Genomic DNA, 24073 nt, shown 5'->3' on the forward strand with positions numbered 1-24073 from the left:
ATTTGTCGAAAGTTTAAAGTTAAGAGTCACATTAAAATTGGACTTTTGACCTTCGACTTTAAGACTTTCAAACTTAAAAAGATGAAACTTACATTAAAAATATGGCGTCAGAAAAACGCCCAAGATAAAGGAGCAATGGTCGATTATCAAATTGACGGAATTGAGCCAGATATGTCATTCCTTGAAATGCTAGACGTGTTTAATCAAGACTTGATGAATAAAGGTGGAGAGCCAGTAGCATTTGACCACGATTGTCGCGAAGGGATTTGCGGAATGTGTTCTTTGTATATTAATGGTGAAGCACACGGTCCAGATAGAAAAGTAACTACTTGCCAATTGCACATGCGTATGTTCAAGGATGGGGATACCATTACAATCGAGCCTTTTCGTGCAGCTGCTTTTCCAGTAGTAAAAGATTTAGTAGTTGACAGAAGTGCTTTTGATAGAATCCAACATGCAGGAGGATTTATTTCAGTAAATACTTCAGGAAATACGATCGATGCAAATACAATCCCAATTAACAAGCAAGACGCTGATGATGCGTTTGATGCGGCTACTTGTATCGGTTGTGGTGCCTGTGTTGCTTCTTGTAAAAACTCATCAGCCATGCTGTTCGTAGCTGCAAAAGTATCTCAGTATGCATTATTACCGCAAGGAAGAATCGAAGCGACTGATCGTGTATTAAACATGGTACACCAGATGGACGCTGAAGGTTTTGGTAATTGTACTAACACTGGAGCTTGTGAGGTTGAATGTCCTAAAGGAATTTCTCTTGAGAACATCGCTCGTATGAACAGAGAATATATGTCAGCAAGCTTAAAAGGATAATTCTAGAAATAGATTTTATTATATATCAAAAACGCATCCATTCATTTGGATGCGTTTTTTTGTTTTTGGGGTGCCCTACGGTCGGGCTATGCGTTGCAATCTTTTATTCCATAAAAGGATTTCCACTGCTATCCCTCACCCGAGAGAAAGAGTTTAGAATAGAGAGTAAAGAATAAAGAAGAGATAGTGTAGAGGAAAGAATAAAGAGAAAATGTACAGTGGTAATTTGTAGTTTTTTATTTTTGATAAACCAATGGGATAGGAAGCTAAACAAATTCAATAATTGAATGAAACAAATAATAATATTATCTTTTATCGGTTTATGTTTTTGGTCTATGACTACAACTTTTAGAGCAATATTTCTTATTTCAACAAATAAATTTAATGGTTCAAAGACAACGTGGATTCTTATATCAATAATTGCCTTTGTTGGGCCTGTTTTATGGATTACAAAAGGGAATAAACTAATTTCAAAAACGGTCAATAAAAATACCGATTCCGCGAATCTGCAATCCGTGCCCGAAAATAATTCGAAGAATAGATTTTAAAACTAGTTAGTAGTTTTTATTAAATCCGTTCAAGCCGTGTCATCTGCATTCCATTTTCAAGAATAATAATTCACAGTAACACACTATCATCTGTGTGCCATTTTTTTAGTAAATTTATAAAATGAAAGTAGCCTTAATTCAATCCGCATTAGTTTGGGAAAACCCAGAAGCAAACAGAGCTTATTTTGAAGAAAAAATCAATTCAATTACTGAGGAAGTAAATCTAATTGTGCTCCCAGAAATGTTTACTACCGGTTTTACAATGGAGCCCGCTAAAGTTGCTGAGACTATGAATGGCAAAACAGTATTGTGGATGCAAGCTTTGGCGAAAGCCAAAAACTGCGCAATAACAGGAAGTGTTGTAATTGAAGAAAATACTGAATTTTATAACCGCATGTTATTTGTTTTTCCGTCAGGCAAAATACAGCATTATGATAAGAGGCATTTGTTTACGCTTGCGGGAGAAGATAAGGTCTACTCCAGAGGCATTCAAAAATTGATTGTAGAGTACTTTGGTTGGAAGATATGTCCGTTTGTGTGTTATGACCTGCGATTCCCGGTTTACTCTCGCAATGTCGAGGATTATGATTTATTGATTTATGTGGCAAGTTGGCCTGAAATAAGAATAAAAGCTTGGGATACTTTACTAGCAGCCCGTGCCATTGAGAATATGAGTTTTACTATTGGCGTTAATAGAATAGGTGAAGATAGTAATGGTTATAAATATGTAGGTCACTCACAGGTTGTTGATGGCTTAGGAGAATATTTAGTAGCTCCAATTGAATCAGAAGCTGTTTTTATTACAAGCTTAGACCAGTCAAAATTAATTGATGTTCGAAAAAAATTAAATTTTCTAAATGATAAAGATTCTTTTGAAGTAATAAATTAAAAGCCAGGTTTTTTGTTGGCTTCTGTTTTCTTTTTCGGTTCTGGAGTATAAGGAATGCTCACATCAAAAACCTGATCAACATCCCAGTTGGCACGAACATCTATTTCCTTAGAAAAATAAACAACCTCTTCAGAATGTCTTTTTTCTAAAAAGTTACCAGAGTCATACTGCTTATTTTTGTTTTCGTCGTAAATAATGCGCAGGCTGTAGAGGGTAGGATTGATTAGGTTAAAATCAATTGTTGTTTTTTCTTCTGTATATTCTGAAGCTAGCACTTCTCCTTTTGTATCAATGAGTTCAACAATTACAGGGAAATATTTTACATTTTGTAATTGAACGCGCAGATTTCCGAATTCGGCTTCGTTTTTTGTAGTTAATTTATAGCTTAAGCTATCGTTAGATTCCTCGTAAAAATCAGTTAACGCACCTGGTAATAAGTTAAAACTGTATTTTTGATTGGGTTCTTTCTTAAAATCAAAATAAACTTTTTGATTAAAAACATCATATTCTCTTTTAAAAGAAATCTCGGTACTGTCTTTAGTGATTATTTTAATTTTTGAATCATCAAACTTTACTAGCGGAGTTGCGGTTTCAAGAGTAAAACGATCTCTGAAGTTTAAGTTTCCATTTTGCAAGGCACTGATGTTTAAAGTGTCCTTTTTTTGATCTTTAATTTTTACAATATAGTCTTGCATATAGTTTTTTCTAGATACACTAATGGCTAACGAATCTGCTTTCAAAGGCTTGAACCAAATTTGTAAAGAGTCTTTTTTGGGCATTTGAGTAATAATCGATTCTAGGTTCTGTGAATTATTTTTAACGACTATTGTGGGTTGGTTTCCTTTTATGTTTTGTTTGCCATTGTAACCTAACAGCAATCTGTTTCCAGAGGCTTGACTTGGCTTGTATGACCTAAAATCTAATGTTTCCTTGAATAACTCTATTTCATAAACAGTGTCGTTTGGAATGCTAATAAATTCCTTTCTGAATCCTATTTTGTCTTCTTTAGGGTTGAATTTGTTATTACTGTTTTTGTCCTTCATGGCCACTAAAAGATATTTGCCCGCTTTTAGATTTTCTAATCTAAATGTTTTTAAACTATCTAAAGTGTTAGTGACATAGCGAGGAGAATCGTTAAAAACAATAGAGTCATTGTATTTTTCATTTACCTCATAAAGCATTACTGATACAAAGGCATCTGCTTCTTTTTCGTATGCGTCCTTTATTCTTCCGCCTATAGAGAGAGAGTCAATATAATCTCCCGTTGAAAAAACATATTTAAACTGATTGTAAGGATTTCCCTCATTATTATCAGCAATACTTTGACCAAAATTAAAACTATAGGTTGTATTAGGTTGTAGCGTGTCCTTTATCTTTATGTTCAAAAATTTGCTGGCTGCAGTAGGTGATATTATTGGCTCCTGTTTCATGGGAGGAGAAATAATTAATTGCTTATTTAAGTTTTTGAGCTTTATGTTTTCATCGAATACTAATTTGATTTCATCGCCTTTAAAATTGGTGCTGTAGTTTTGAGGGAAACTCATTTTTAATGTAGGGGCAAGGGTGTCTTTTAGGCCACCAGTAATTGTACCCCTTTTGGCGCAGCTAACTATGACCAAAAGTGCTAGTAAGCAAATATATTTTAAATTGTTTTTCAACATATGAAATTATGTGTTAGAGTGTACAAAATAACAATTATAATTAATGGAATTGAAATTTTTTACAGTTTTATTATGGGTATTAACTTCGTTTAGCTTTTATGGCTTGTCTGATTTTTTAGATTTTAATATGTAGATTTACACGAGCGAAAAGCTGGAGATAAAAAGAAACGTGATTTGACTTTTATTTCAAACTAAATTGTAATTAAATAGAACTAATGGAAAAAATAGAACATATAGGAATTGCCGTCAAAGACTTAGCAGTTTCAAATTTAATTTTCGAAAAATTGTTTGGTGCTCCTGCCTATAAATCTGAACAGGTAGAAAGTGAAGGGGTAGCGACTTCGTTTTTTAAAAGTGGGCCTAATAAAATAGAACTTTTAGCAGCCACAAGTCCTGATAGTCCGATTGCTAAGTTTATAGATAAAAAGGGGGAGGGAATTCATCATATCGCTTTTGCTGTAGAAGATATCGTGTCGGAAATTGCGCGTTTGCAGAAAGAAGGCTTCATTGTCTTGAATGAAATCCCTAAAAAAGGCGCGGATAACAAACTGGTTGTTTTTCTGCATCCGAAAAGTACAAATGGAGTGTTGATAGAATTATGTCAGGAAATAAATTAATTTTAGATGTTAATATAATTTTAGAAATCTAATAATCAGTAGTTTTCGATTTCAAGTATTTTAATATTGCTGTTTAGTAAAAATCTAGTGGAAAAATATTTGGAGTAAACGAAAAATAGTAGTAATATTGCAAACTCTTAACCGGTCCTATAGCTCAGCTGGTTAGAGCACCTGACTCATAATCAGGTGGTCCCTGGTTCGAGCCCAGGTGGGACCACTTTTACAAGCCTTTCAAGCAATTGAAGGGTTTTTTGCTTTTAAATAAAACCAAGCACTGCTAAAATTCGTAGCTTTATGTAAATAACCGTGGTTAAATGGCTAATTAGCTGTAATGATTTTTTTTTCTCGGTTAATTTGCTATTTTTGATTCCAAATGAAAGATTTACAAAACAAATATTATTTCTTAGCATTCTTCCTGTTTGGGGTGTTGTCTGCGTTTGCAGATGGTCCAGACCCGCCGCCTCCGGCACCACCACCGCCACCGCCACCGCCACCGCCAGGTTTGGCTGTCGATGAGAATATTTTCGTCTTACTTAGTATTGCAATACTGTTTGGAATTTATATCATTTATAAGAATAACATAAAATTAAAAAGCCCAATCTAGATTGGGCTTTTTGATTTTAAAAGGTCGAGAGGTATTATTTGTTTGAATATAATTTAGAAACATATTTGCCAATAACGTCGAATTCCAAATTAATTTGAGTGCCCACTTCAAAGGTGCTGAAGTTAGTATGCTCATATGTGTATGGGATGATGGCAACGCTAAATTGATTTTTTTTAGAATCTACTACTGTGAGACTCACGCCGTTTACGGTAATTGAGCCTTTTTCAATGGTAAGATTGTTTGATGCTTCATCATATTCAAAGGTGTAAAGCCAACTTCCGCCAGTTTCTTTCGCGGTAATGCAGGTTCCGGTTTGATCAACATGTCCTTGTACCATGTGTCCGTCCAGTCGATCGCCTAGTTTCATGGCTCTCTCAAGATTGACGCTGTCGCCAACCTGCCAGTTTCCTAGATTTGTTTTTTTAATTGTTTCGTCAATAGCCGTTACCGTGTACAAAGTGTCTTTTATTGCGACCACAGTTAGACAGATTCCATTGTGGGCGACACTTTGGTCAATTTGGAGCTCTGTAGTTATTGATGATTCGATCGTGATGTGAAAGTTGTCTTTCTCTTTTTGTATTTCTTGGATGGTACCAAGGGTTTCTATGATTCCTGTAAACATTTCTTGTTTTATTTTACTAAATTTGCACTTCAAAATTAGCAATAAATAACTTGTGGTCATGATGAAAAAAGCAGAAAATATTATCGTCGGAATTTCAATAGGAGATTTAAACGGTATTGGCAGCGAAGTTGTGCTGAAAACTTTCGAGGATTCACGCATGTTGGAGCTATGTACGCCTGTTATTTTTGCCAATGTGAAAATAATGTCATTTATAAAAAAGAATTTAGATTCGACGGTTGCCTTACATGGTATTGATAAACTAGATCAAATTCTTCCAGGGAAGATTAATGTTTTGAATCTTTGGAGAGAAGGCGTGGATTTAAACTTGGGGGTTAATGATGATAAAGTTGGTGAATATGCTGTAAAATCATTTGTTGCGGCTACAAAAGCACTGAAAGAAGGGTTGGTAGATGTCTTAGTGACGGCGCCGATAAATAAATATAATATCCAGTCAGACTCTTTTAAGTTTCCGGGACATACTGATTATTTAAACCAAGAATTAGAAGGCAATGCTTTGATGTTGATGGTTCAAGATAATTTGAGGGTTGGGTTGTTGACGGATCATATTCCGATTAGTGAGGTGGCTTCGCATCTTACGGAGGAGTTGATTAAGCAAAAAATAGAAACCGTAAGACAGTCGTTAATTCAAGATTTCAGTATCAATAAACCTAAAATTGCTGTCTTGGGATTAAATCCACATTGTGGTGATGGCGGTGTGATCGGTAAGGAAGATGATGCGGTATTAAAGCCTGTGCTTAAAAAAATATTTGAAAAAGGGACTTTAGTTTTTGGGCCTTTTGCTGCTGATGGCTTTTTTGGGAGTGGTCAATATGCGAATTATGATGCTGTCATAGCTGCGTATCACGATCAAGGATTGATTCCTTTTAAAACATTGTCGTTTGGTAATGGTGTTAATTTCACTGCTGGTCTAAATAAAATCAGAACTTCCCCAGATCACGGTACCGCTTATGACATTGCGGGAAAAGGGATAGCAGATTATAATTCCTTTAAGGAAGCGGTATATCTTGCTTTGGATGTATATCGGTCAAGAATTCAGTATGCGGAAATCAGTCAGAAACCGCTTAAAATCAAAGAAAAACAGTAGTAAATAAAAAAAGATAAATAAGGTTATTAGTTTTGTAATAATTTTATATCTTTGCACTCCCGAAGTTTGGGGCAAAATTTTGTTGAAATGAATAAGACTAAACAATATTTAATTCCTTTTGTAGGGTTAAAGCTAGGAAAACATCATTTTGAATATCAAATAAGTAATGCGTTCTTTGAAATCTTTGATTATGATGAATTTGAAAGTTCAGACATCAAAGTAAGTGTAGTTTTAGAGAAAAAAAGTGCCATGCTGGAATTGATTTTCAAGCAACAAGGAACGGTTAATGTGCCTTGTGACCTTACTAGTGAGGATTTTGACTTGCCGATAGAAGGTGAGATGAAATTGATAGTGCGTTTTGGAGATGTATATAATAATGACAACGAAGAGTTACTTATTCTGCCATATGGAGAATTTGAAATAGACGTTGCGCAGTATATATATGAAATGATTGTACTTTCGGTGCCTCTAAGACGTGTTCATCCAGGGATAAAAGACGGAAGTTTAAAAACGGAAGCCCTCACGAAACTGAATGAATTAATACTGGAAGAACGTACAGAAGAAAATAAAGAAGAGAATAAAGAAGAAAATATTGACCCGCGGTGGGACAAATTAAAGAAACTATTAACGGATAAATAATATAGTAAAATGGCGCATCCAAAGAGAAAAATCTCCAAAACAAGAAGAGATAAAAGAAGAACACATTACAAAGCTACCGTAGCACAAATCGCTACTTGCCCAATTACGGGTGAAGCGCATTTATACCACAGAGCTTACTGGCATGAAGGGAAAATGTATTACAGAGGGCAAGTTGTTATAGATAAGTCTGTAGCTGTTGCTTAATGCATTTTTTTTGTAAATGATATTAGAACTCTCACATCGTGAGAGTTTTTTTGTTCTTTGTAATTTTCATTAAATAAGAAGTTCCAAAACAATTGGTTTGGATTTTTTTTTGTAATTTTCACCACTTTTAAACGTTTTTTCAAACGGTAACATTTGAAAAAAAATATTCGAATACAATGAATACAATCACAGCCGCAATAACCGCTGTCGGAGCTTATGTTCCTGACTTTGTTCTTTCAAACAAAGTGCTAGAAACAATGGTTGAGACCAATGATGAGTGGATAACTTCGAGAACAGGAATTAAAGAAAGAAGAATTCTGAAAGATAAAGATAAGGGAACGTCTTTCTTAGCTATTAAAGCAGCCCAAGACCTATTATCTAAATCAAATGTCAATCCCTTAGATATTGACATGATAATTATGGCGACAGCTACACCTGATATGCCAGTTGCTTCGACAGGAGTATATGTTGCTACTGAGATTGGTGCGACGAATGCTTTTGCTTATGATTTACAAGCTGCTTGTTCCAGTTTTTTATATGGAATGTCTACTGCAGCTGCTTATATTCAATCAGGGAGATATAAAAAAGTGCTGCTTATCGGTGCTGATAAAATGTCGTCTATTGTTGATTATACAGATCGTTCTACTTGTATCATTTTTGGTGATGGAGCAGGAGCAGTACTATTTGAACCCAATTATGAAGGTTTGGGGCTACAAGATGAATATTTGAGAAGTGACGGTATCGGTCGTCATTTTCTAAAAATAGATGCTGGTGGATCTCTTCATCCTACGTCTTTGGATACGGTAAAAGAAAACAGACATAACATCGTTCAAGACGGGAAAACAGTTTTTAAATATGCTGTAACTAACATGGCAGATGCCAGTGAGTTAATTCTTAAAAGAAATGATTTAACGAATGAAGATGTAGATTGGTTAGTTCCACATCAGGCAAATAAGCGCATAATTGATGCTACGGCCAATAGAATGAATTTAGAAGATTCTAAAGTTTTAATGAATATAGAAAAGTATGGAAATACTACCTCGGCAACTTTACCTTTAGTACTTAATGATTTTGAACATCTGTTCAAAAAAGGAGATACTATTATCTTAGCGGCATTTGGAGGTGGATTCACATGGGGGTCCATTTATTTAAAATGGGCATACGACAAACAATAAATTTAAACTAAAAACAAATAATTATGGATTTAAAAGAAATTCAGAACTTAATCAAATTTGTAGCAAATTCGGGCGTTGCAGAAGTTAAATTAGAAATGGATGATGTGAAAATCACCATCAGAACAACATTAGAAGGAAATTCGACAGAGACCACGTATGTTCAACAAATGCCGTCTCAAAGTCCATTCCAGCAAGCTTTAGCTCCGCAACCAGTAGCACCAGTTGCTTCTGCACCAGTAGCAGCTGCTGAGGACTCAAAATACATTACTATAAAATCTCCAATTATTGGAACTTTCTATAGAAAACCATCTCCTGATAAGGCTATGTTTGTAGAAGTAGGGACAACTATTGGTAAAGGTGATGTTCTTTGTGTTATTGAGGCAATGAAATTATTTAACGAAATCGAGTCTGAAGTTTCTGGTAAAATCGTAAAAATCTTAGTTGACGATATGTCTCCTGTTGAATTTGACCAACCTTTATTCTTAGTTGATCCATCTTAATTAATTTTAAATTATACATTTCAGATGATGTTTTGTTTTATCTGAAATAATTTAAAATTTAAAAGTCATAATTTAAAATTTAAAAAGAGATGTTTAAAAAAATATTAATTGCAAATAGAGGAGAAATTGCACTTCGTATAATACGAACTTGTAAAGAAATGGGCATTAAAACTGTGGCCGTTTACTCTACTGCCGATGCAGAAAGTTTGCATGTTAGGTTTGCTGACGAAGCTGTTTGCATAGGACCGCCTCCAAGCAACTTGTCCTATTTGAAAATGTCAAATATTATTGCCGCTGCAGAAATTACAAATGCTGATGCAATACATCCGGGCTACGGATTTCTTTCTGAAAATTCAAAATTTTCAAAAATATGTCAAGAACACGGAATTAAATTTATTGGAGCTTCTCCAGAAATGATTGACCGAATGGGTGATAAAGCATCTGCTAAATCAACTATGATTGAAGCTGGTGTTCCATGTGTTCCTGGTTCAGAGGGAATTTTGGAGTCATTTGAGCAAACTCAAGAAATAGCAAAATCTTTTGGTTATCCTGTAATGCTTAAAGCAACTGCAGGTGGTGGTGGAAAAGGAATGCGCGCTGTTTGGAAAGAAGAAGACTTACTTAAAGCTTGGGAAGATGCTCGTCAAGAGTCAGCTGCCGCTTTTGGGAATGACGGAATGTATCTTGAAAAACTAATTGAAGAGCCTCGTCATATCGAAATTCAAGTAATCGGAGATTCTTACGGAAAAGCCTGTCATCTTTCTGAGAGAGACTGTTCTGTTCAACGTCGTCATCAAAAACTAACGGAGGAAACTCCATCGCCATTCATGACAGACGAATTACGTCAAAAGATGGGTGATGCTGCAGTTAAAGCCGCTGAGTATATAAAGTATGAAGGTGCGGGTACAGTGGAGTTCTTGGTTGATAAACACCGTAATTTCTACTTTATGGAGATGAATACTCGTATTCAGGTGGAGCATCCTATTACGGAACAAGTAATTGATTATGATTTAATTCGTGAGCAAATTTTAGTTGCCGCCGGTGTGCCTATTTCAGGTAAGAACTATATGCCTGAATTGCATGCGATCGAATGTCGTATCAATGCTGAAGATCCTTACCATGATTTTAGACCTTCACCAGGAAAAATCACAACATTGCATATGCCAGGAGGACATGGAGTTCGTTTAGATACTCATGTGTACTCAGGTTATACAATTCCACCAAATTACGATTCGATGATTGCTAAACTTATTACTACTGCCCAATCTCGTGAGGAGGCTATTAGTAAAATGAGAAGAGCATTAGATGAATTTGTTATTGAAGGAATAAAAACAACAATACCTTTTCATAGACAGTTAATGGATGATCCAAGATATATAGCTGGAGATTATACGACAGCATTTATGGATACTTTTAAAATGATTCCTCTTGAATAGTAATTGATTCAAATATTTATATAAGCCGTACAGTAATGTACGGCTTTTTTTTGTGCTCTTTTTTTGTAAACTGGGTAAAAATTACACGCTTCGTTGTTACAGGAAACACTTTTCTTTGCTGTATTTTTTCTTACTAAAAAAAATAATCGGTTGTTAATCAGTGTTTTTCATTAAATGTTGGTTTTTTAATTTTCACGGCATAATAATTTCATTAGCTAATGTGAAAAACAACAATACAAAATCATTAAAACAGACATATTATGAAAAAGTTAGTATTATCAGTAGCCGTTCTTTTAGGAAGTTTATCAACATTCGCTGCTATCGCGCCAGTACAAAATTCAGTACTCAAAGTAATCACTATTGCAGATGAATACACTGAAATTAAAATTGAAGAATTACCAGTAGCAGTAACAGACGCACTTAGAACAGCCTACCCAGATGCTGTAATTAGTAAAGCTTTTGTGAACGAAAATAAAGAGTACCGTATTGATATTAAAACGGGTGATCAAGAAGGATCTTTATTCGCAGATGCAAAAGGAAAATGGATTCAACAATAACATAACAAACAATTCAATATCAAATAAAAAACACACATTATGAAAAAGTTAGTATTATCAGTAGCCGTTCTTTTAGGGAGTTTATCCACTTTCGCTGCTATCGCACCAGTTCAAAATTCAGTTGAAAAAGTAATCACTATTGCAGATGAGTATACAGAGATCAAAATTGAAGAATTGCCGACTGCTGTTACAGATGCATTAAAAATTGCTTATCCAGATGCAGTAATCAGTAAAGCTTATGTTAGTGAAACCAAAGAATATAAATTAGATGTTAAGATGGGGGATAAGGAAGGATCTTTATTTGCTGACGAAAACGGAAAATGGATTCAAAAATAAGCATTAATAACAAATAGTTTAATAACAAACAAAAAACATATATTATGAAAAAGTTAGTATTATCAGTAGCAGTTCTTTTAGGAAGTTTATCAACATTTGCAAGTAACACAATAGCACCAACAGTAGTTTCTGTAAATGAAATCGTTATGCAAGATGAGTACACAGAGATAGGTGTTGACGCTCTGCCTGCTGCAGTAAAAGCTTCAATTGAGAGTGCTATGCCTGGAGCTGTGGTAGAAAAAGCGTATATAAATGAAAAGAAAGAATATAAACTTGAAGTAAAAGTTGCGGATCAAAGCACTACCATCTTTACAGATGCAAACGGAGCTATTGTCAAAAAGTAAAAATACCAGCAAACAAAATCGTGCTTGTATCAATAGTTTAAAAGCCACGCATTTTAGTGTTTAAGTGAGCTTTAATGAGTGTAAATTAAAATTACAGTGAAAGACCAGATGGCTACTGTTTTTGCAGGTGTCTAAGGTGATTGCTTATAGGTATTAATATCGTATTGCGTTTATTTTTGAGAAGAGAAGTTACTTTATGTGACTTCTCTTTTTTTTGCATAATTTTATGAAAAGACAATTTTAATAACCTTAATTTAGCGTAAAATGTAGCCCAATAATGCCAAAGATTTTATTAATTGAAGATGATATTTCATTTTGTAAACTATTAGAGAAATTTCTAATCAAAAATGCCTATACTGTAACCACTTCGTTTTCTGCTGCAGAAGCTAGAAACGCTTTGAAGGCGGAAATTTTTGATTTAGTTTTAACTGATTTACGTTTGCCTGATGAAGATGGGATTAGTCTTATGGCTGAAATTAAAGTAGCATTTCCTCAGACTCCAGTAATTTTAATGACGGGATACGCGGATGTTAATACTGCGGTAAAAGCAATTAAAAATGGTGCTTCGGACTATATTTCAAAGCCAATCAATCCTGATGAAGTATTACTTGTAATTACTAACGCTTTGCATTCTCCAGCTGTTTCGGCTCCAATAGAAAAGAAACAACAACCTGAAGCAACTTCAAAGGATGAATTTGTGAAAGGAATTTCAAAAGCCTCCACTACATTAGCGGAACATATTAAACTGGTCAGTCCAACTGATATGTCAGTTTTAATTATTGGAGAAAGTGGTACCGGAAAAGAAATTGTAGCCAAAAGTATTCATCAGCAAAGTCTTCGTAAGGGAAATAGTTTTATAGCTGTTGATTGTGGCGCTATTCCTAAAGAACTAGCTGCAAGTGAGTTTTTTGGTCATTTGAAAGGATCATTTACAGGAGCGATTTCTGATAAAATAGGCTATTTTGAAGCAGCTAATGGTGGAACTATATTTTTAGATGAAATAGGAAACCTTTCTTACGAGAATCAAATTCAGTTGCTAAGAGCTTTACAAGAAAGAAAAATAAAACCTGTAGGAAGTAATAAAGAAATAAAGGTGGATATTAGGATTCTGACTGCCACCAATGATGATTTAAGAGAAGCAGTAAAAAATGGTGACTTTAGGGAAGATTTATACCACAGAATCAATGAATTCTCAATTCACTCTCCTGCACTTTCAGAGAGGGGGGAAGATTTAATGTTATTTGCTGAGTTTTTTCTTGAAAAAGCAAATGAGCAATTAAATAAAGAAGTAATTGGATTTTCTCCAGAAGTAATGATGATTTTTCAAAAATATCCTTGGCCAGGAAATCTAAGAGAACTTCAAAACTGTGTCAAAAGAGCGACTCTATTAACGCAAACTGATTTTATAGAAAGTAATGTTTTACCCGCAGAGTTTTTTCAAAAGGAGCTACATGCTGGAAGTGATTTTTCATTATCTGTAAATGAAAAAGAGACTATTTTAAATGCATTGGCAAGAACGCAAAACAATAAGTCAGAAGCAGCCAAGTTGCTAAAAATCACCCGTAAAACCTTGTACAATAAGTTGAAATTATACAATATTAATTGATGGTTTTTTCAATAGATGTTATTAGCAAATGTATTTCTTGATTTAAATTTTCAAATAAAGTTTCTAATGCTGCGGTAGTATAATTATTTGTTTCAAGATTATTTAAAACAATAGCTATTTCATTGGCTTCGATTTGTTTAAACATAGGCGCCATCCTATGAGCAGTAGCCTTAATCGCATCAAAATCACTATTCTTTATTGCAGTTTCTAAAAGAAAAACATTCCTTTTTGTTGATTCGATGAAGGAAGTTAAAACATTTTTAACGGCTTCTTGATCATTGTTTAAAAAGGATTGTAGTGATTGTAATGTAAATAGTTCGTTAGGCTGCTTTACAGTAGTCTCTTCTTCTTGAAAAGGGATCGGCTGTTGATTGAATATAGCTGCTACTGTTGATAACAGTGTTTTTGGTAAAAAAGGCTTTTTTATGACAGTTTTAAAGCCCGCTTTTTCATACACATCTAAAGCTAAATCACTTCTACCCGTTACGGCAACAAGTGGTTGATTTTCATAATTGTCAATCTCTTGTACTGCTTTTGCAAAAGTAAAACCATCCATAATTGGCATTTGGATGTCAGTAATAATAAGATCGTAATGGCTATTGCCAATTTTTTTTAATGCCTCACTTGCACTGTTAAAAGCTATAGCTATATAGTTATTTTGTTTTAATACCTCTGTAGTGAGTTGCAATAAATTAAGGTCGTCGTCAACTACTATGATAATTTTATTTATTGTGGTAATTTCTTCGTTCTTACTCTCTGTAATAGTGTTGTCAAAGTGTAAGGGCAACGTTATTTCAAAAACACTGCCTTCAGTAGAGCTTTCTTTTAAACGAAGTTCACCATCTAATAAAGCAATTATTTTTTTTGAAATGGATAAGCCTAAACCAGTGCCTCCATATATTTTTTCGATATTTTCGTTGGCTTGCACAAATTCTTCAAAAACAAATTCTTTGCTGCCTTCTTCAATGCCTATTCCTGAATCTTCAATAGTAATAATTAGTTGCTGATTGTTCTCCTTTACTGAAGTATTGATTTTAATATAACCTTTTTCGGTAAACTTATACGCATTCCCTATAATGTTGATAAGTACTTGTTTTAATCGAAATGGATCGCCAATGATGGGTTGATTTAATGCAGGATCAGAAATTATACTTAGCGAAATTTCTTTTTGAGAAAATACCGACTGAATGTTTTTAGTAATTCCTTCAATAGCTTCAGGGAGTATAAAACTTGTTTTTTCAATTGCAATTTTTCCCGCTTCTATTTGGGAGAAATCTAGTAAATCCTGTACTAAACGGGATATATATTCAGAAGAGTTTTTTATGTTTTTTGTAAAGTATGACTGTTTTGTTGTTAAATTAGAATTAGCTAAAAGTTCGGCATAGCCCATAATTGTACTTAAAGGCGTTTTTAGATCATGGCTTACTGTTGAGATTAATTGCTCTCTACTTTTCAATAAATTTTTAGTTTTAAAATTAGCAATCTCTAGCTGCTTTTTATAGGACTGAGTTTTTGAAAAATCACTAGTAATCAAAATAGAAAAGAAAATAGTAAGCAGTAAACCAATAATGGCAGCTGCAGTTACAATTTGATTAATTTTTTTAAGTGATTTTTCCTTTTCATTGTTGTTTTGTACAGAGTAAACAATAATTTCGCGTTCAATAATTCGGAGTACTTTGCGAAGTTGATCAGAGATCAATATTTCGTTTTTAAGGAGTTTGTTTTCTTGGATATTTACGGATTCTTTTTTCCTTTCCGTCTCTCTTTTTACATTACTAAGGAGCCTTTTAGAAGCTGATAATATCGAATCGCTTGCTTTTTTTGTAAGTGTATTTGTGCTATCGTCAGGTATGTTTTGATTAAGATAGTCAACATATTTTTGCAAAACGTTACGCTGATAGCTGCCTAATTGTTGTGGGTTTTTAGTAAAATCGCCGAGCTTAAGTTTGCGAAGTGAAAATTCTAATTTGGTAAGTTCGTCGATTGCGTTATTAACAGACGCTTCCTCTGTTGCTTTATTTTTAATCGCTTTTAATAGCCTTATATTGTAGTTTTTTTCAGATAGTAATATGTTAACGCTATCTAATAATTTTATTTGGTATTCCGTTGAAACTAAATTTTTTAAGGAGTCAATTCGAATCTGTAAAGAGTCAGTCTGAACTATATAATTCCTAAAGTCAACTTCAGAGTTTGTTTGTATTGTTTTACGTGCTAAACTCTCGGTTTTGTAAACATTTGTAAAGAGTTTACTAATCTTTAAAACTTTACTTTTTTCAAAGGCAATTTTTTTTTCAATATTGGTGTAAACAATATTTTCAGAATATAAAATCCATCCCACACTAATCACTAACGCTGCTAGGGCTAGGTAACTAATAAAAACCTTTATAGGAATATTACTGTTCTTATTTCCCATTTTTTAGAATTAATGTGGGGTAGATTTAGAAACTATTATTTTATTTCCTTTATCTATTTGAAAAATATCCTGAGCCTCTAACCTCTTCGCGTTGGAATGATTAAAACAAGCGGCATTCGGTTATTCGTTAAGCGTAAAGGATTAAACGGAGTTTGTATTTTATGTCCAACTCGCATTGTGAAATTAAACACCTATTTTACCTGATATATCAGCAGGAATTCCGGCTTTGTTTACCATAAAAGAAGTCGTTTTATATTTCACAAAATTCTTACTCACGTATAAATAACCTTTGTAGTCATTTGTAGTACCCCAAGAATTCTTAACTATATAGTATTCTTTTCCTAGTTGATCTTTAGCAATTCCAACAATATGCATGGCATGATCATCTGTCGTTTGATAATTATCAAATGCTTTTTGACGAATTTCTTCAGTGATTTCCAGTTCTTCTTTAGGGCCGTTAAACATATTCTCTTTTTCGTCTTTTGTCATATCGTCATACTTTTTTGTAGGAACATAAGCGACACCGTTTTTCCAGCTAAAGCTTTTTTCACTCACATCAGATGCCCAAGCCACTGTAAATCCATTTTTTAATGCATTGTCAATGATTGATGTAATTTCATTCATTTTTATATTATAAACCAAATCAAAAGACCAGTTATCTGGAACCATCATCATTGTTTTTTTATAATAAGGCTCAGTAGAATAAGAAGCAAATTCAACGTATTCATCAGGATTAATTCCTACGATTTCTTTTGCAAAAGACTGTGGTGTGTAGCTTTTTCCTTTATAGCTAAAGTTTTTTGGAACTTCACCAAGGTAGGAATCAATGACTGCTGCATAGGCTTTTTCCCAATTTGGGGTCAGTTCTCCATTTGGATTTTTTACCACTGCGGCTAATAATGCTTCTGTGATTCCTGACATTTCTGCAAACTTGTTTTTAGTAGTGCCGTAATTTAAGCCACTATATACTTCCTGAGGGACTGCTCCGTACTTTTTGTACATATTGATTACATCATGTAATTCTCCTCCGTCTCCAAGAGTAACAGCACCATGCATGCGAACATAATTCTTACCTTTTTCCACATAGGCATTACGGGCCGAAAATACCTGAGATATTTCTACCGGCTGTTTGCCTAATCGTATCATTTCAGATTCTAAATAGGAATTGGTAGAATAACTCCAACAAGTTCCTGATGAACCTTGGTTTTTTATGGAAGTATTTGCAAGATTAATTACATCGGTAAATTTAAAGCTTTCAACACTTTTTTCACTAGCATTGATTTTTAATGAATTTACTAATCCATCTTGTGCCGAAACGGTACCCATAGCCAATATAATTGTAGAGGCAAGGAAAAGGTTTCTGATTTTTAAGGGATACATAATTGTTTTATTTAAGTTTTATTATAGGTTTGTTTTTTGATTAAAAAGTTACATTTAAAACCAATTTTAACTTTTTTCTTACAGGGTTTCTTTCAACCATTTGAAAAATTCTTTTTGCCAAACTTGTGCATTTTGAGGTTTTAGAACCCAATGGTTTTCTTCAGGAAAGTAAACGAACCTACTTTTTATTCCACGTAATTGTGCCGCTTGAAATGCCTCTTGCCCTTGTCCGATTGGTACACGGAAGTCTTTACCTCCTTGATAGATTAATATTGGAGTATCCCATTTTTCAACTAAAGTGGCAGGATTAAATGTGGTGTAGGTTTTTTGAGCAACAGCGTTGTCTTTCTCCCAATACGCACCTCCAAAATCCCAATTGCTGAAGAAAACCTCTTCAGTGGTTCCAAACATACTTTGTGTATTAAACACGCCATCATGTGCAATGAAAGTTTTGAATCGGTTGCTGTGTATGCCCGCTAAATAAAATACTGAATAACCACCATAACTTGCCCCGACACAACCTAGACGTTCTTTGTCTACATAACTTTCTTTGGCAACGTCATCAATCGCTGATAAATAATCGTCCATTACCTGACCGCCCCAATCTTTACTAATTTGCTCATTCCATTCCACTCCGTGTCCTGGCATTCCACGACGATTTGGCGCTACGACGATGTATCCGTTTGCGGCCATTAATTGGAAATTCCAACGGAAAGAGTAAAACTGTGTCAACGCGCTTTGTGGTCCACCTTGGCAATATAAAAGGGTTGGATATTTTTTTGTAGCATCAAAATTTGGTGGAAGAATAACCCAAACCAACATTTTCTTTCCATCGGTTGTGGTAACATATCTTCTTTCGGTTTTGCTTAACGCCAAAGAATCGTAGGTTGCTGTATTGACATTTGACAATTGTTTCCAACTTTTTTTCTGCATGTCAAACGAAAATATCTCGGAAGCATGATTCATATCGGCTCTAGTTGTGATAATATTGTTTCCGGAAAAGCCAATAATTTCGTTTACGTCAAAATCACCATCAGTAATTTGTTGAACATGAATTGCGATTTTGGTTAAACCTGGAAAATTAACTTCAAATATTTGTTTGGTTCCATCAATTGCAGCAATAAAATAGACTTTTTTGCCGTCTTTACTCCAGGTAAAACTATCGACAGTTCCGTCCCAGTTAGCAGTTAAGTTCATTTTGATTCCTTTAAAATCGACGATGATGTCGTTTTTATCAGCTTCATAACCATCTCGCTGCATTTGTAGCCAAGTTAGATTACCTGAAGGAGAGAATTTTGGAGATACATCATATCCCAAATTGTCTTCGGTTCTATTTATCGTTTTCCCTGTTTCCAGATTATATTCGTAAATATTTGTATTGGTTGAAATAGCATATTGAGTACCTTCTTTTTTCTTGCTTACATATAAAATATGTTTGCTGTCTGGTGACCAAATGTAATCTTCGTCACCACCGAAAGGTTTTTGTGGGCTGTCAAAAGCCGCTCCGCCAAGGATATCAACTCCAACAGATCCTTCTGTATTTTCTTTATAAAAAACGTGGTTAAATTTGCCTTCATTCCAAGTATCCCAATGGCGATAGTCTAAGCCATCGTAGATTTGCACTTCTGATTTCTCTAATTTAGGATAAAAGTCTTTTCCAAGCACATTATTAATCTTAGCCTCTTCGTTATACACAATGTACTTCCCGTCTGGAGAGATGTTTTTGTCTTTCACTAAATCCTTGTACTCTTTGACTTCAGTCGGAACGCCTCCGTTAACTGGCATGAAATAATATTTTGAATTTGATTTGTTTTCTTCAACTGAAGGGATAGTTACTTTGTAAACTATATTTTTTGCATCTTTAGAAATTCCTAAAGGGGTTACTCTTCCTAATTCCCAAAGAGTTTCTGCTGACATTACATTTTGACCAATTGCGCTTAAACTCATCATAGTTAGGGTTGTAAGGAGTATTTTTTTCATAGGTAATTAAATTAATTTGGAATTCTAAAAGTACACTTTTATTCTAAAATGGGAATCAGGTTTATGTTAACTCTTTCTGAATGTTATTTTGTTTAAAACTGCCAGAAGCATCCCTTAAGTTCGCTAAAAATATTATTTTTATAAAAAATTTGAAGATGGAACTTAGCTATTGGGAATTAAAAAACTGGTTTACAAATGTAGATTATACTGTTGTAGGTAGCGGAATTGTAGGTTTACATGCTGCATTGCGCTTGCGCGAAAGATTCCCAGACAGTAAAATTTTAGTTCTTGAGAAAGGACTGTTGCCTCATGGAGCTAGTACGAAGAATGCTGGTTTTGCTTGCTTCGGAAGTATCTCGGAAATAATTGATGATTTAAAATCCCATTCAGAAGAAGAGGTTTTTAGCCTTGTTCAAAAGCGCTGGAAGGGATTACAATTGTTGCGAAAAAGACTTGGTGATGAAAGAATAGATTTTAAACCTTTCGGAGGTTATGAATTGTTTTTAAAAGAAGATGAGAGTTGTTATGATGAGTGCATGAATAAATTACCGTTCATAAATGAAATATTGAAACCTCTTTTTAGAGCTGACGTATTCGCCAAAGAAATCGATCGTTTTGGTTTTAATGGAATTCGGGAACATTTGGTTTTTAATCCTTTTGAATCGCAAATCGATACAGGTAATATGATGCAGGCTTTATTGAGAGAGGCTATTTCTGAAAATATATTGATACTTAATCGGCAAACGGTGGTTTCTTTTTTAGATAAAGAAAATGAAGTTGAAGTTATGCTGGATGATTTTAGTTTCATCACAAAGAAAATATTATTTGCGACCAATGGTTTTGCCAATGAATTAACAAATGGAGCAGTTAAACCTGCAAGAGCACAAGTTTTAGTTACGGAACCAATTAAAAATTTAGATATTAAAGGAACTTTTCACTTGGATAGGGGGTATTATTATTTTAGAAATATAGGTGATCGAATTCTGTTAGGGGGAGGAAGGAATTTAGATTTTGATGCTGAAACCACTACAGAGTTTGCACAAACAGAAATTGTGCAGAATAAATTGGAACAGTTACTAAAAGAAGTAATTTTACCTAATCAAGAATTCAAGATAGCACACCGTTGGAGCGGTATAATGGGAATAGGAAATAGTAAGAACCCTATCGTTTCTCAATTGTCTGAAAATGTGTATTGCGGAGTGAGATTGGGTGGAATGGGAGTAGCAATAGGAAGTTTAATAGGAACAGAATTAGCAGATTTAATATAATGGCAACAAGAATCACAAAGAAAAAAGCAGCAAGAAAGCCAATAAAAAAGGAATCAAGTGGCTTTATGCAAAAATTAAGCAGCCTTTTGTTTAAAGGGTTTTTATGGTTTATCGGTATATCTGTTTTTTTTGTACTGCTTTTTAAATTTGTACCGGTACCGTTTACTCCTTTAATGGCCATTCGATCCATCGAAAATAAAACTGCTGGCAAAGAAATGATATGCAGTCATGACTGGGAGCCTCTGGAAAACATATCAGTTAATTTGCAAAAAGCAGTGATAGCAAGTGAAGACGGAACTTTTCTGAAGCACAATGGTTTTGACTTTACAGCGATGCAAAAAGCATATAAAAACAATGAGCGAGGCCGAAAAATAAAAGGAGGAAGTACTATTTCGCAACAAACGGCTAAAAATGTATTTCTTTGGCAAGGGCGCAGCTATCTGAGAAAAGGCTTAGAAGCTTATTTTACGGTTCTTATAGAATTTATTTGGGGGAAAGAACGCATAATGGAAGTGTATCTAAATAGCATCGAAATGGGTGATGGAGTATATGGAGCGCAAGCAGCTGCAGAACATTGGTATCGAAAAGATGCAGCCAAGCTTACTCCACTTCAAGCGGCCGGAATTGCTGCAATTTTGCCTAATCCTAGAAAATTTACAGCAACTAGCTCCTCTTCCTATATCAATAATCGAAAAACAAAAATAATGCGTGTTATGCGTACTGTTGGGAAAATAGAATACTAGATGTTAGGTCATAAAGTTCTTTTTGTTCTTGCCATTATGGCGTCAGTTTTTACTTTCGGACAAGGGAAGACTACAGAAATAGGTGCCATTACTGATAATGATTTGTACACTTCGTCTAAAAACGACATGTACTACACTAACGGACTAGAATTTTTTTACCGTCATTTACTTAAAAATAACAAACCAGAAATTCAAAAAAAAAGTATAGAATTTAGATTAGGTCAATACATTTATACGCCTAGATTCTTAGATTCTGACAAAATAGAAATCGTAGATCGTCCCTTTGCAGGGTATCTTTTTGGTGAGATTGGAAAAAATATATTTTACAAGAACGAGTCTGTGTTTAAAGCCGATTTACAATTAGGATATGTTGGTCCCAATTCATTTGGTAAAGAAGTGCAAAAAAATTTTCATAATTTAATTGGGTATAAAGCTGTTAACGGTTGGGAATACCAGATTGAAAACGCACTTGCAATACAAACACATTTTTTGTTTTCAAAAAAATTATTTCTAAAATCTGATAGTAAATCAGTCGATTTTCATTTTCAATCTGAAGCTAATTTAGGAACGATATTTACAGGAGTTTCAACTGGTTTCATGGCAAGACTCGGATTTAAAAAATTAGTGCCAGTTTTTAATTCTAACCTACATGGGGCTTCCATAGCGAGTGCTGAAAGTGAATTTTATTTTTATATCGCGCCGAGTATCAACTATCAGTTGTATGATACAACAATTCAAGGTAGTCTCTTCAATAATAATAGTCAGGTAACTTTTGAATTGGTTCCGTTTCGATTCAATGGAGAAGCGGGTTTTAAATACCGAAAAAACGATTTCAACTTATCGTATGTCTTTGTCTATAGAGGAAAAGAGTTATACAGCAAGACCATTTCAGGTTATTTTTATGGCTCAATAGGAGTTTCGTATTTGCTAAAGTAGAGTACTACTAAACAAAAAAACCGTCAACACTTAATTAAAAGGATTGACGGTTTTATTCTGTGGAGAATATCGGATTCGAACCGATCACCTCTTGCCTGCCAGGCAAGCACTCTAGCCAAATGAGCTAATCCCCCAGAAGTTTTGCAAATATAGTGTAAAAAACAGATGTTTTGAAAAACAATTTTCAAATTTAGTAAAAATGTACCGTTTCCTATTAATATTTTTAACTTTACATAAAAACTACTAAAATGGCAGCACAAGACCCAAATGGTTCACTCAGCACAACAATCAATAATAAAATTGCGACTGTTGAATTCGGGCATCCTGCCAGTAATTCATTTCCACGTCATTTATTAGATTCCTTGACATCTGAAATTAATGCGTTAAGTGGTAATCAGGAAGTTTCATTAATTGTTTTGCGAAGTGTAGGTACAGGAGCTTTTTGTGCAGGGGCTTCTTTTGATGAGCTTTTGGCCGTGTCTAGCCAAGAAGAAGGGACTGTTTTCTTCTCTGGTTTTGCTAATTTGATTAATGCCATGCGCAAGTGTTCAAAAATAATTGTGGGGCGCATCCACGGGAAAGCTGTTGGAGGTGGAGTAGGTATTGCCGCTGCCTGCGACTATGCATTTGCAACGGTTAATAGTTTCATAAAACTTTCAGAATTAGCCATAGGGATTGGGCCGTTTGTGATTGAGCCTGCGGTGAGCCGTAAAATCGGAAAAAGCGCTATGTCTGAAATGACGTTGGCTGCCCACGAATGGAAAGATACTGATTGGGCCCAGCAAAAAGGACTTTATGCCAAAGTACTGCAAGACCAAGTAGAAATGGATATTGATTTGGAACATTTCATAAATAAACTGGCATCCTATAACCCGCAAGCCCTTGACGAAATGAAAAGTGTAATGTGGGAAGGAACGGATCATTGGGACAGTCTTTTACTGGAAAGGGCCGCCGTGTCGGGGCAATTAGTGCTTTCTGATTTTTGTAAAAATGCCTTGTCACAATTTAAAACATAGTTATTAGTATTTATTCTATTTTTATTTGGGAGCTAATCCTGCTATCCGCTATATTCCCGATGTAGAAAAACTACGGCTAAAAAGCCTTGTTTTTCTTATCGGGAGATGCCGCTGCTATCAGGGCTAAAAATCAGTATCGGCAGGAAACAATATATTTCCAATTCATTTCTCATGTCAATTTACTAAATTTGCACACAAAATTATATCTCGATGAGCAATATCAGAATTACAAAAAAATTTAGTTTCGAAACCGGTCACGCCTTATATGGTTATGATGGGAAATGTAAAAATGTTCACGGACATAGTTATAAATTGTCAGTAACCGTTATTGGAAGCCCTATCGTAAACCGAAATGATGTTAAATTTGGAATGGTTATCGATTTTACAGACTTAAAAAAAATCGTAAAAGAAGAAATTGTAGATCAATTTGATCATGCAACTGTTTTTAACGAAACGACACCGCATGTTGAGTTGGCGAAAGAATTAATAAGTCGCGGTCATCACGTAATCTTGGTAGATTACCAGCCCACAAGTGAGAATATGGTAGTTGATTTTTCGCAACGAATTATCGCAAGACTACCAGATGGAATAAAGTTATTCTCTTTAAAACTACAAGAAACTGAATCTTCTTTTGCCGAATGGTACGCCAGCGACAATTTGTAAATT

The 24073-nt window shown here is 34.5% G+C and carries 24 protein-coding genes and 2 tRNA genes; 20 read left to right on the forward strand and 6 right to left on the reverse strand.

Annotated features, from left to right (window positions below; all coding sequences use genetic code 11):
- Positions 1-81: 81 nt before the first annotated feature.
- Together HJ01_RS05380 and HJ01_RS05390 are read left to right on the forward strand one after the other, a co-directional pair.
- Positions 82-828: a succinate dehydrogenase/fumarate reductase iron-sulfur subunit gene (locus HJ01_RS05380; protein WP_007137307.1), complete on the forward strand. Its 747-nt coding sequence runs from the start codon at positions 82-84 to the stop codon at positions 826-828.
- A 669-nt stretch (positions 829-1497) separates the two neighbouring features.
- The gene (locus HJ01_RS05390; RefSeq protein ID WP_007137308.1) at positions 1498-2265 is read left to right on the forward strand and encodes an amidohydrolase; all 768 of its coding nucleotides are present in this window, start codon (positions 1498-1500) and stop codon (positions 2263-2265) included.
- On the opposite strand, the gene HJ01_RS05395 is transcribed toward HJ01_RS05390, so the two are convergent.
- The gene (locus HJ01_RS05395; protein WP_007137309.1) at positions 2262-3926 is read right to left on the reverse strand and encodes an Ig-like domain-containing protein; all 1665 of its coding nucleotides are present in this window, start codon (positions 3924-3926) and stop codon (positions 2262-2264) included. The two genes, HJ01_RS05390 and HJ01_RS05395, sit on opposite strands and share 4 nt — an antisense overlap.
- Before the next feature lie 215 nt (positions 3927-4141).
- On the opposite strand from HJ01_RS05395, the gene mce reads away from it, so the two are divergent.
- The 3 genes from mce to HJ01_RS05410 all read left to right on the forward strand — a co-directional run bounded on the left by mce (position 4142) and on the right by HJ01_RS05410 (position 5147).
- Positions 4142-4543 (forward strand): methylmalonyl-CoA epimerase, encoded by a 402-nt coding sequence (gene mce, locus HJ01_RS05400; protein ID WP_007137310.1) that lies wholly within the window; start codon positions 4142-4144, stop codon positions 4541-4543.
- A gap of 143 nt (positions 4544-4686) precedes the next feature.
- Positions 4687-4760, forward strand: a tRNA-Ile gene (locus HJ01_RS05405).
- A 156-nt stretch (positions 4761-4916) separates the two neighbouring features.
- The gene (locus HJ01_RS05410) at positions 4917-5147 is read left to right on the forward strand and encodes a hypothetical protein (protein WP_007137311.1); all 231 of its coding nucleotides are present in this window, start codon (positions 4917-4919) and stop codon (positions 5145-5147) included.
- Positions 5148-5181: 34 nt separating this feature from the next.
- Here the strand turns inward: HJ01_RS05410 and HJ01_RS05415 are convergent, their stop codons facing one another.
- On the reverse strand, positions 5182-5769 hold the full coding sequence (locus HJ01_RS05415) for a riboflavin synthase (RefSeq protein WP_007137312.1): 588 nt from the start codon (positions 5767-5769) through the stop codon (positions 5182-5184).
- Between the two features lie 58 nt (positions 5770-5827).
- Here HJ01_RS05415 and pdxA point away from each other — a divergent pair, with 58 nt between their 5' ends.
- The 10 genes from pdxA to HJ01_RS05465 all read left to right on the forward strand — a co-directional run bounded on the left by pdxA (position 5828) and on the right by HJ01_RS05465 (position 13671).
- Positions 5828-6874, forward strand: coding sequence for a 4-hydroxythreonine-4-phosphate dehydrogenase PdxA (pdxA, locus tag HJ01_RS05420; protein ID WP_007137313.1), 1047 nt, complete (start codon positions 5828-5830; stop codon positions 6872-6874).
- 87 nt (positions 6875-6961) lie between these two features.
- On the forward strand, positions 6962-7513 hold the full coding sequence (locus HJ01_RS05425; RefSeq protein WP_007137314.1) for a YceD family protein: 552 nt from the start codon (positions 6962-6964) through the stop codon (positions 7511-7513).
- 9 nt (positions 7514-7522) lie between these two features.
- Positions 7523-7717, forward strand: a complete 195-nt coding sequence (gene rpmF / locus HJ01_RS05430) for a 50S ribosomal protein L32 (RefSeq protein WP_007137315.1) — start codon at positions 7523-7525, stop codon at positions 7715-7717.
- Positions 7718-7893: 176 nt separating this feature from the next.
- Positions 7894-8892: a beta-ketoacyl-ACP synthase III gene (locus HJ01_RS05435; protein ID WP_007137317.1), complete on the forward strand. Its 999-nt coding sequence runs from the start codon at positions 7894-7896 to the stop codon at positions 8890-8892.
- 23 nt (positions 8893-8915) lie between these two features.
- Positions 8916-9392, forward strand: coding sequence for an acetyl-CoA carboxylase biotin carboxyl carrier protein (gene accB / locus HJ01_RS05440; protein WP_007137318.1), 477 nt, complete (start codon positions 8916-8918; stop codon positions 9390-9392).
- Positions 9393-9481: 89 nt separating this feature from the next.
- Positions 9482-10828 (forward strand): acetyl-CoA carboxylase biotin carboxylase subunit, encoded by a 1347-nt coding sequence (gene accC, locus HJ01_RS05445; RefSeq protein ID WP_007137319.1) that lies wholly within the window; start codon positions 9482-9484, stop codon positions 10826-10828.
- Between the two features lie 260 nt (positions 10829-11088).
- Complete coding sequence (locus HJ01_RS05450; RefSeq protein ID WP_007137320.1) at positions 11089-11385, forward strand: hypothetical protein; 297 nt, start codon at positions 11089-11091, stop codon at positions 11383-11385.
- 39 nt (positions 11386-11424) lie between these two features.
- Positions 11425-11721, forward strand: coding sequence for a hypothetical protein (locus HJ01_RS05455; protein WP_007137321.1), 297 nt, complete (start codon positions 11425-11427; stop codon positions 11719-11721).
- 44 nt (positions 11722-11765) lie between these two features.
- Positions 11766-12065, forward strand: coding sequence for a hypothetical protein (locus HJ01_RS05460; protein WP_007137322.1), 300 nt, complete (start codon positions 11766-11768; stop codon positions 12063-12065).
- 277 nt (positions 12066-12342) lie between these two features.
- Positions 12343-13671: a sigma-54-dependent transcriptional regulator gene (locus HJ01_RS05465; protein WP_007137323.1), complete on the forward strand. Its 1329-nt coding sequence runs from the start codon at positions 12343-12345 to the stop codon at positions 13669-13671.
- Here HJ01_RS05465 and HJ01_RS05470 read toward each other — a convergent pair.
- The 3 genes from HJ01_RS05470 to HJ01_RS05480 form a co-directional block, all read right to left on the reverse strand.
- Positions 13664-16084, reverse strand: a complete 2421-nt coding sequence (locus tag HJ01_RS05470) for an ATP-binding protein (protein WP_007137324.1) — start codon at positions 16082-16084, stop codon at positions 13664-13666. The genes HJ01_RS05465 and HJ01_RS05470 overlap by 8 nt on opposite strands.
- Positions 16085-16267: 183 nt before the next feature.
- Positions 16268-17464 (reverse strand): aminopeptidase C, encoded by a 1197-nt coding sequence (locus HJ01_RS05475; protein ID WP_007137325.1) that lies wholly within the window; start codon positions 17462-17464, stop codon positions 16268-16270.
- 78 nt (positions 17465-17542) lie between these two features.
- Positions 17543-19444 (reverse strand): S9 family peptidase, encoded by a 1902-nt coding sequence (locus tag HJ01_RS05480; protein WP_007137326.1) that lies wholly within the window; start codon positions 19442-19444, stop codon positions 17543-17545.
- Positions 19445-19599: 155 nt separating this feature from the next.
- On the opposite strand from HJ01_RS05480, the gene HJ01_RS05485 reads away from it, so the two are divergent.
- The 3 genes from HJ01_RS05485 to HJ01_RS05495 are packed head-to-tail and all read left to right on the forward strand — an operon-like array spanning position 19600 to position 22391.
- Complete coding sequence (locus HJ01_RS05485; protein ID WP_007137327.1) at positions 19600-20712, forward strand: NAD(P)/FAD-dependent oxidoreductase; 1113 nt, start codon at positions 19600-19602, stop codon at positions 20710-20712.
- Complete coding sequence (gene mtgA / locus HJ01_RS05490) at positions 20712-21455, forward strand: monofunctional biosynthetic peptidoglycan transglycosylase (protein WP_007137328.1); 744 nt, start codon at positions 20712-20714, stop codon at positions 21453-21455. Before HJ01_RS05485 ends, mtgA begins: the two co-directional genes overlap by 1 nt.
- Positions 21456-22391 (forward strand): lipid A deacylase LpxR family protein, encoded by a 936-nt coding sequence (locus HJ01_RS05495; RefSeq protein ID WP_007137329.1) that lies wholly within the window; start codon positions 21456-21458, stop codon positions 22389-22391. It abuts the gene before it with no gap.
- Between the two features lie 60 nt (positions 22392-22451).
- Here the strand turns inward: HJ01_RS05495 and HJ01_RS05500 are convergent.
- Positions 22452-22525: transfer RNA gene (locus HJ01_RS05500), tRNA-Ala, on the reverse strand.
- A gap of 114 nt (positions 22526-22639) precedes the next feature.
- On the opposite strand from HJ01_RS05500, the gene HJ01_RS05505 reads away from it, so the two are divergent.
- Positions 22640-23407, forward strand: a complete 768-nt coding sequence (locus tag HJ01_RS05505; protein WP_007137330.1) for an enoyl-CoA hydratase/isomerase family protein — start codon at positions 22640-22642, stop codon at positions 23405-23407.
- A 210-nt stretch (positions 23408-23617) separates the two neighbouring features.
- A complete protein-coding gene (locus HJ01_RS05510; protein WP_007137331.1) occupies positions 23618-24070 on the forward strand; it encodes a 6-pyruvoyl trahydropterin synthase family protein in 453 nt (150 codons plus the stop codon).
- Positions 24071-24073: the final 3 nt, after the last annotated feature.

Origin of the sequence: Flavobacterium frigoris PS1, from assembly GCF_000252125.1 — a bacterium.
GTDB classification, from domain to species: domain Bacteria; phylum Bacteroidota; class Bacteroidia; order Flavobacteriales; family Flavobacteriaceae; genus Flavobacterium; species Flavobacterium frigoris_A.

Bases quoted from the DNA above. Each gene is read 5' to 3' on its own strand.
- HJ01_RS05380 (WP_007137307.1), top strand. From the start codon at position 82: ATGAAACTTACATTAAAAATATGGCGTCAGAAAAACGCCCAAGATAAA.
- HJ01_RS05390 (WP_007137308.1), top strand. From the start codon at position 1,498: ATGAAAGTAGCCTTAATTCAATCCGCATTAGTTTGGGAAAACCCAGAA.
- HJ01_RS05395 (WP_007137309.1), bottom strand. From the start codon at position 3,926: ATGTTGAAAAACAATTTAAAATATATTTGCTTACTAGCACTTTTGGTC.
- mce (WP_007137310.1), top strand. From the start codon at position 4,142: ATGGAAAAAATAGAACATATAGGAATTGCCGTCAAAGACTTAGCAGTT.
- HJ01_RS05410 (WP_007137311.1), top strand. From the start codon at position 4,917: ATGAAAGATTTACAAAACAAATATTATTTCTTAGCATTCTTCCTGTTT.
- HJ01_RS05415 (WP_007137312.1), bottom strand. From the start codon at position 5,769: ATGTTTACAGGAATCATAGAAACCCTTGGTACCATCCAAGAAATACAA.
- pdxA (WP_007137313.1), top strand. From the start codon at position 5,828: ATGATGAAAAAAGCAGAAAATATTATCGTCGGAATTTCAATAGGAGAT.
- HJ01_RS05425 (WP_007137314.1), top strand. From the start codon at position 6,962: ATGAATAAGACTAAACAATATTTAATTCCTTTTGTAGGGTTAAAGCTA.
- rpmF (WP_007137315.1), top strand. From the start codon at position 7,523: ATGGCGCATCCAAAGAGAAAAATCTCCAAAACAAGAAGAGATAAAAGA.
- HJ01_RS05435 (WP_007137317.1), top strand. From the start codon at position 7,894: ATGAATACAATCACAGCCGCAATAACCGCTGTCGGAGCTTATGTTCCT.
- accB (WP_007137318.1), top strand. From the start codon at position 8,916: ATGGATTTAAAAGAAATTCAGAACTTAATCAAATTTGTAGCAAATTCG.
- accC (WP_007137319.1), top strand. From the start codon at position 9,482: ATGTTTAAAAAAATATTAATTGCAAATAGAGGAGAAATTGCACTTCGT.
- HJ01_RS05450 (WP_007137320.1), top strand. From the start codon at position 11,089: ATGAAAAAGTTAGTATTATCAGTAGCCGTTCTTTTAGGAAGTTTATCA.
- HJ01_RS05455 (WP_007137321.1), top strand. From the start codon at position 11,425: ATGAAAAAGTTAGTATTATCAGTAGCCGTTCTTTTAGGGAGTTTATCC.
- HJ01_RS05460 (WP_007137322.1), top strand. From the start codon at position 11,766: ATGAAAAAGTTAGTATTATCAGTAGCAGTTCTTTTAGGAAGTTTATCA.
- HJ01_RS05465 (WP_007137323.1), top strand. From the start codon at position 12,343: ATGCCAAAGATTTTATTAATTGAAGATGATATTTCATTTTGTAAACTA.
- HJ01_RS05470 (WP_007137324.1), bottom strand. From the start codon at position 16,084: ATGGGAAATAAGAACAGTAATATTCCTATAAAGGTTTTTATTAGTTAC.
- HJ01_RS05475 (WP_007137325.1), bottom strand. From the start codon at position 17,464: ATGTATCCCTTAAAAATCAGAAACCTTTTCCTTGCCTCTACAATTATA.
- HJ01_RS05480 (WP_007137326.1), bottom strand. From the start codon at position 19,444: ATGAAAAAAATACTCCTTACAACCCTAACTATGATGAGTTTAAGCGCA.
- HJ01_RS05485 (WP_007137327.1), top strand. From the start codon at position 19,600: ATGGAACTTAGCTATTGGGAATTAAAAAACTGGTTTACAAATGTAGAT.
- mtgA (WP_007137328.1), top strand. From the start codon at position 20,712: ATGGCAACAAGAATCACAAAGAAAAAAGCAGCAAGAAAGCCAATAAAA.
- HJ01_RS05495 (WP_007137329.1), top strand. From the start codon at position 21,456: ATGTTAGGTCATAAAGTTCTTTTTGTTCTTGCCATTATGGCGTCAGTT.
- HJ01_RS05505 (WP_007137330.1), top strand. From the start codon at position 22,640: ATGGCAGCACAAGACCCAAATGGTTCACTCAGCACAACAATCAATAAT.
- HJ01_RS05510 (WP_007137331.1), top strand. From the start codon at position 23,618: ATGAGCAATATCAGAATTACAAAAAAATTTAGTTTCGAAACCGGTCAC.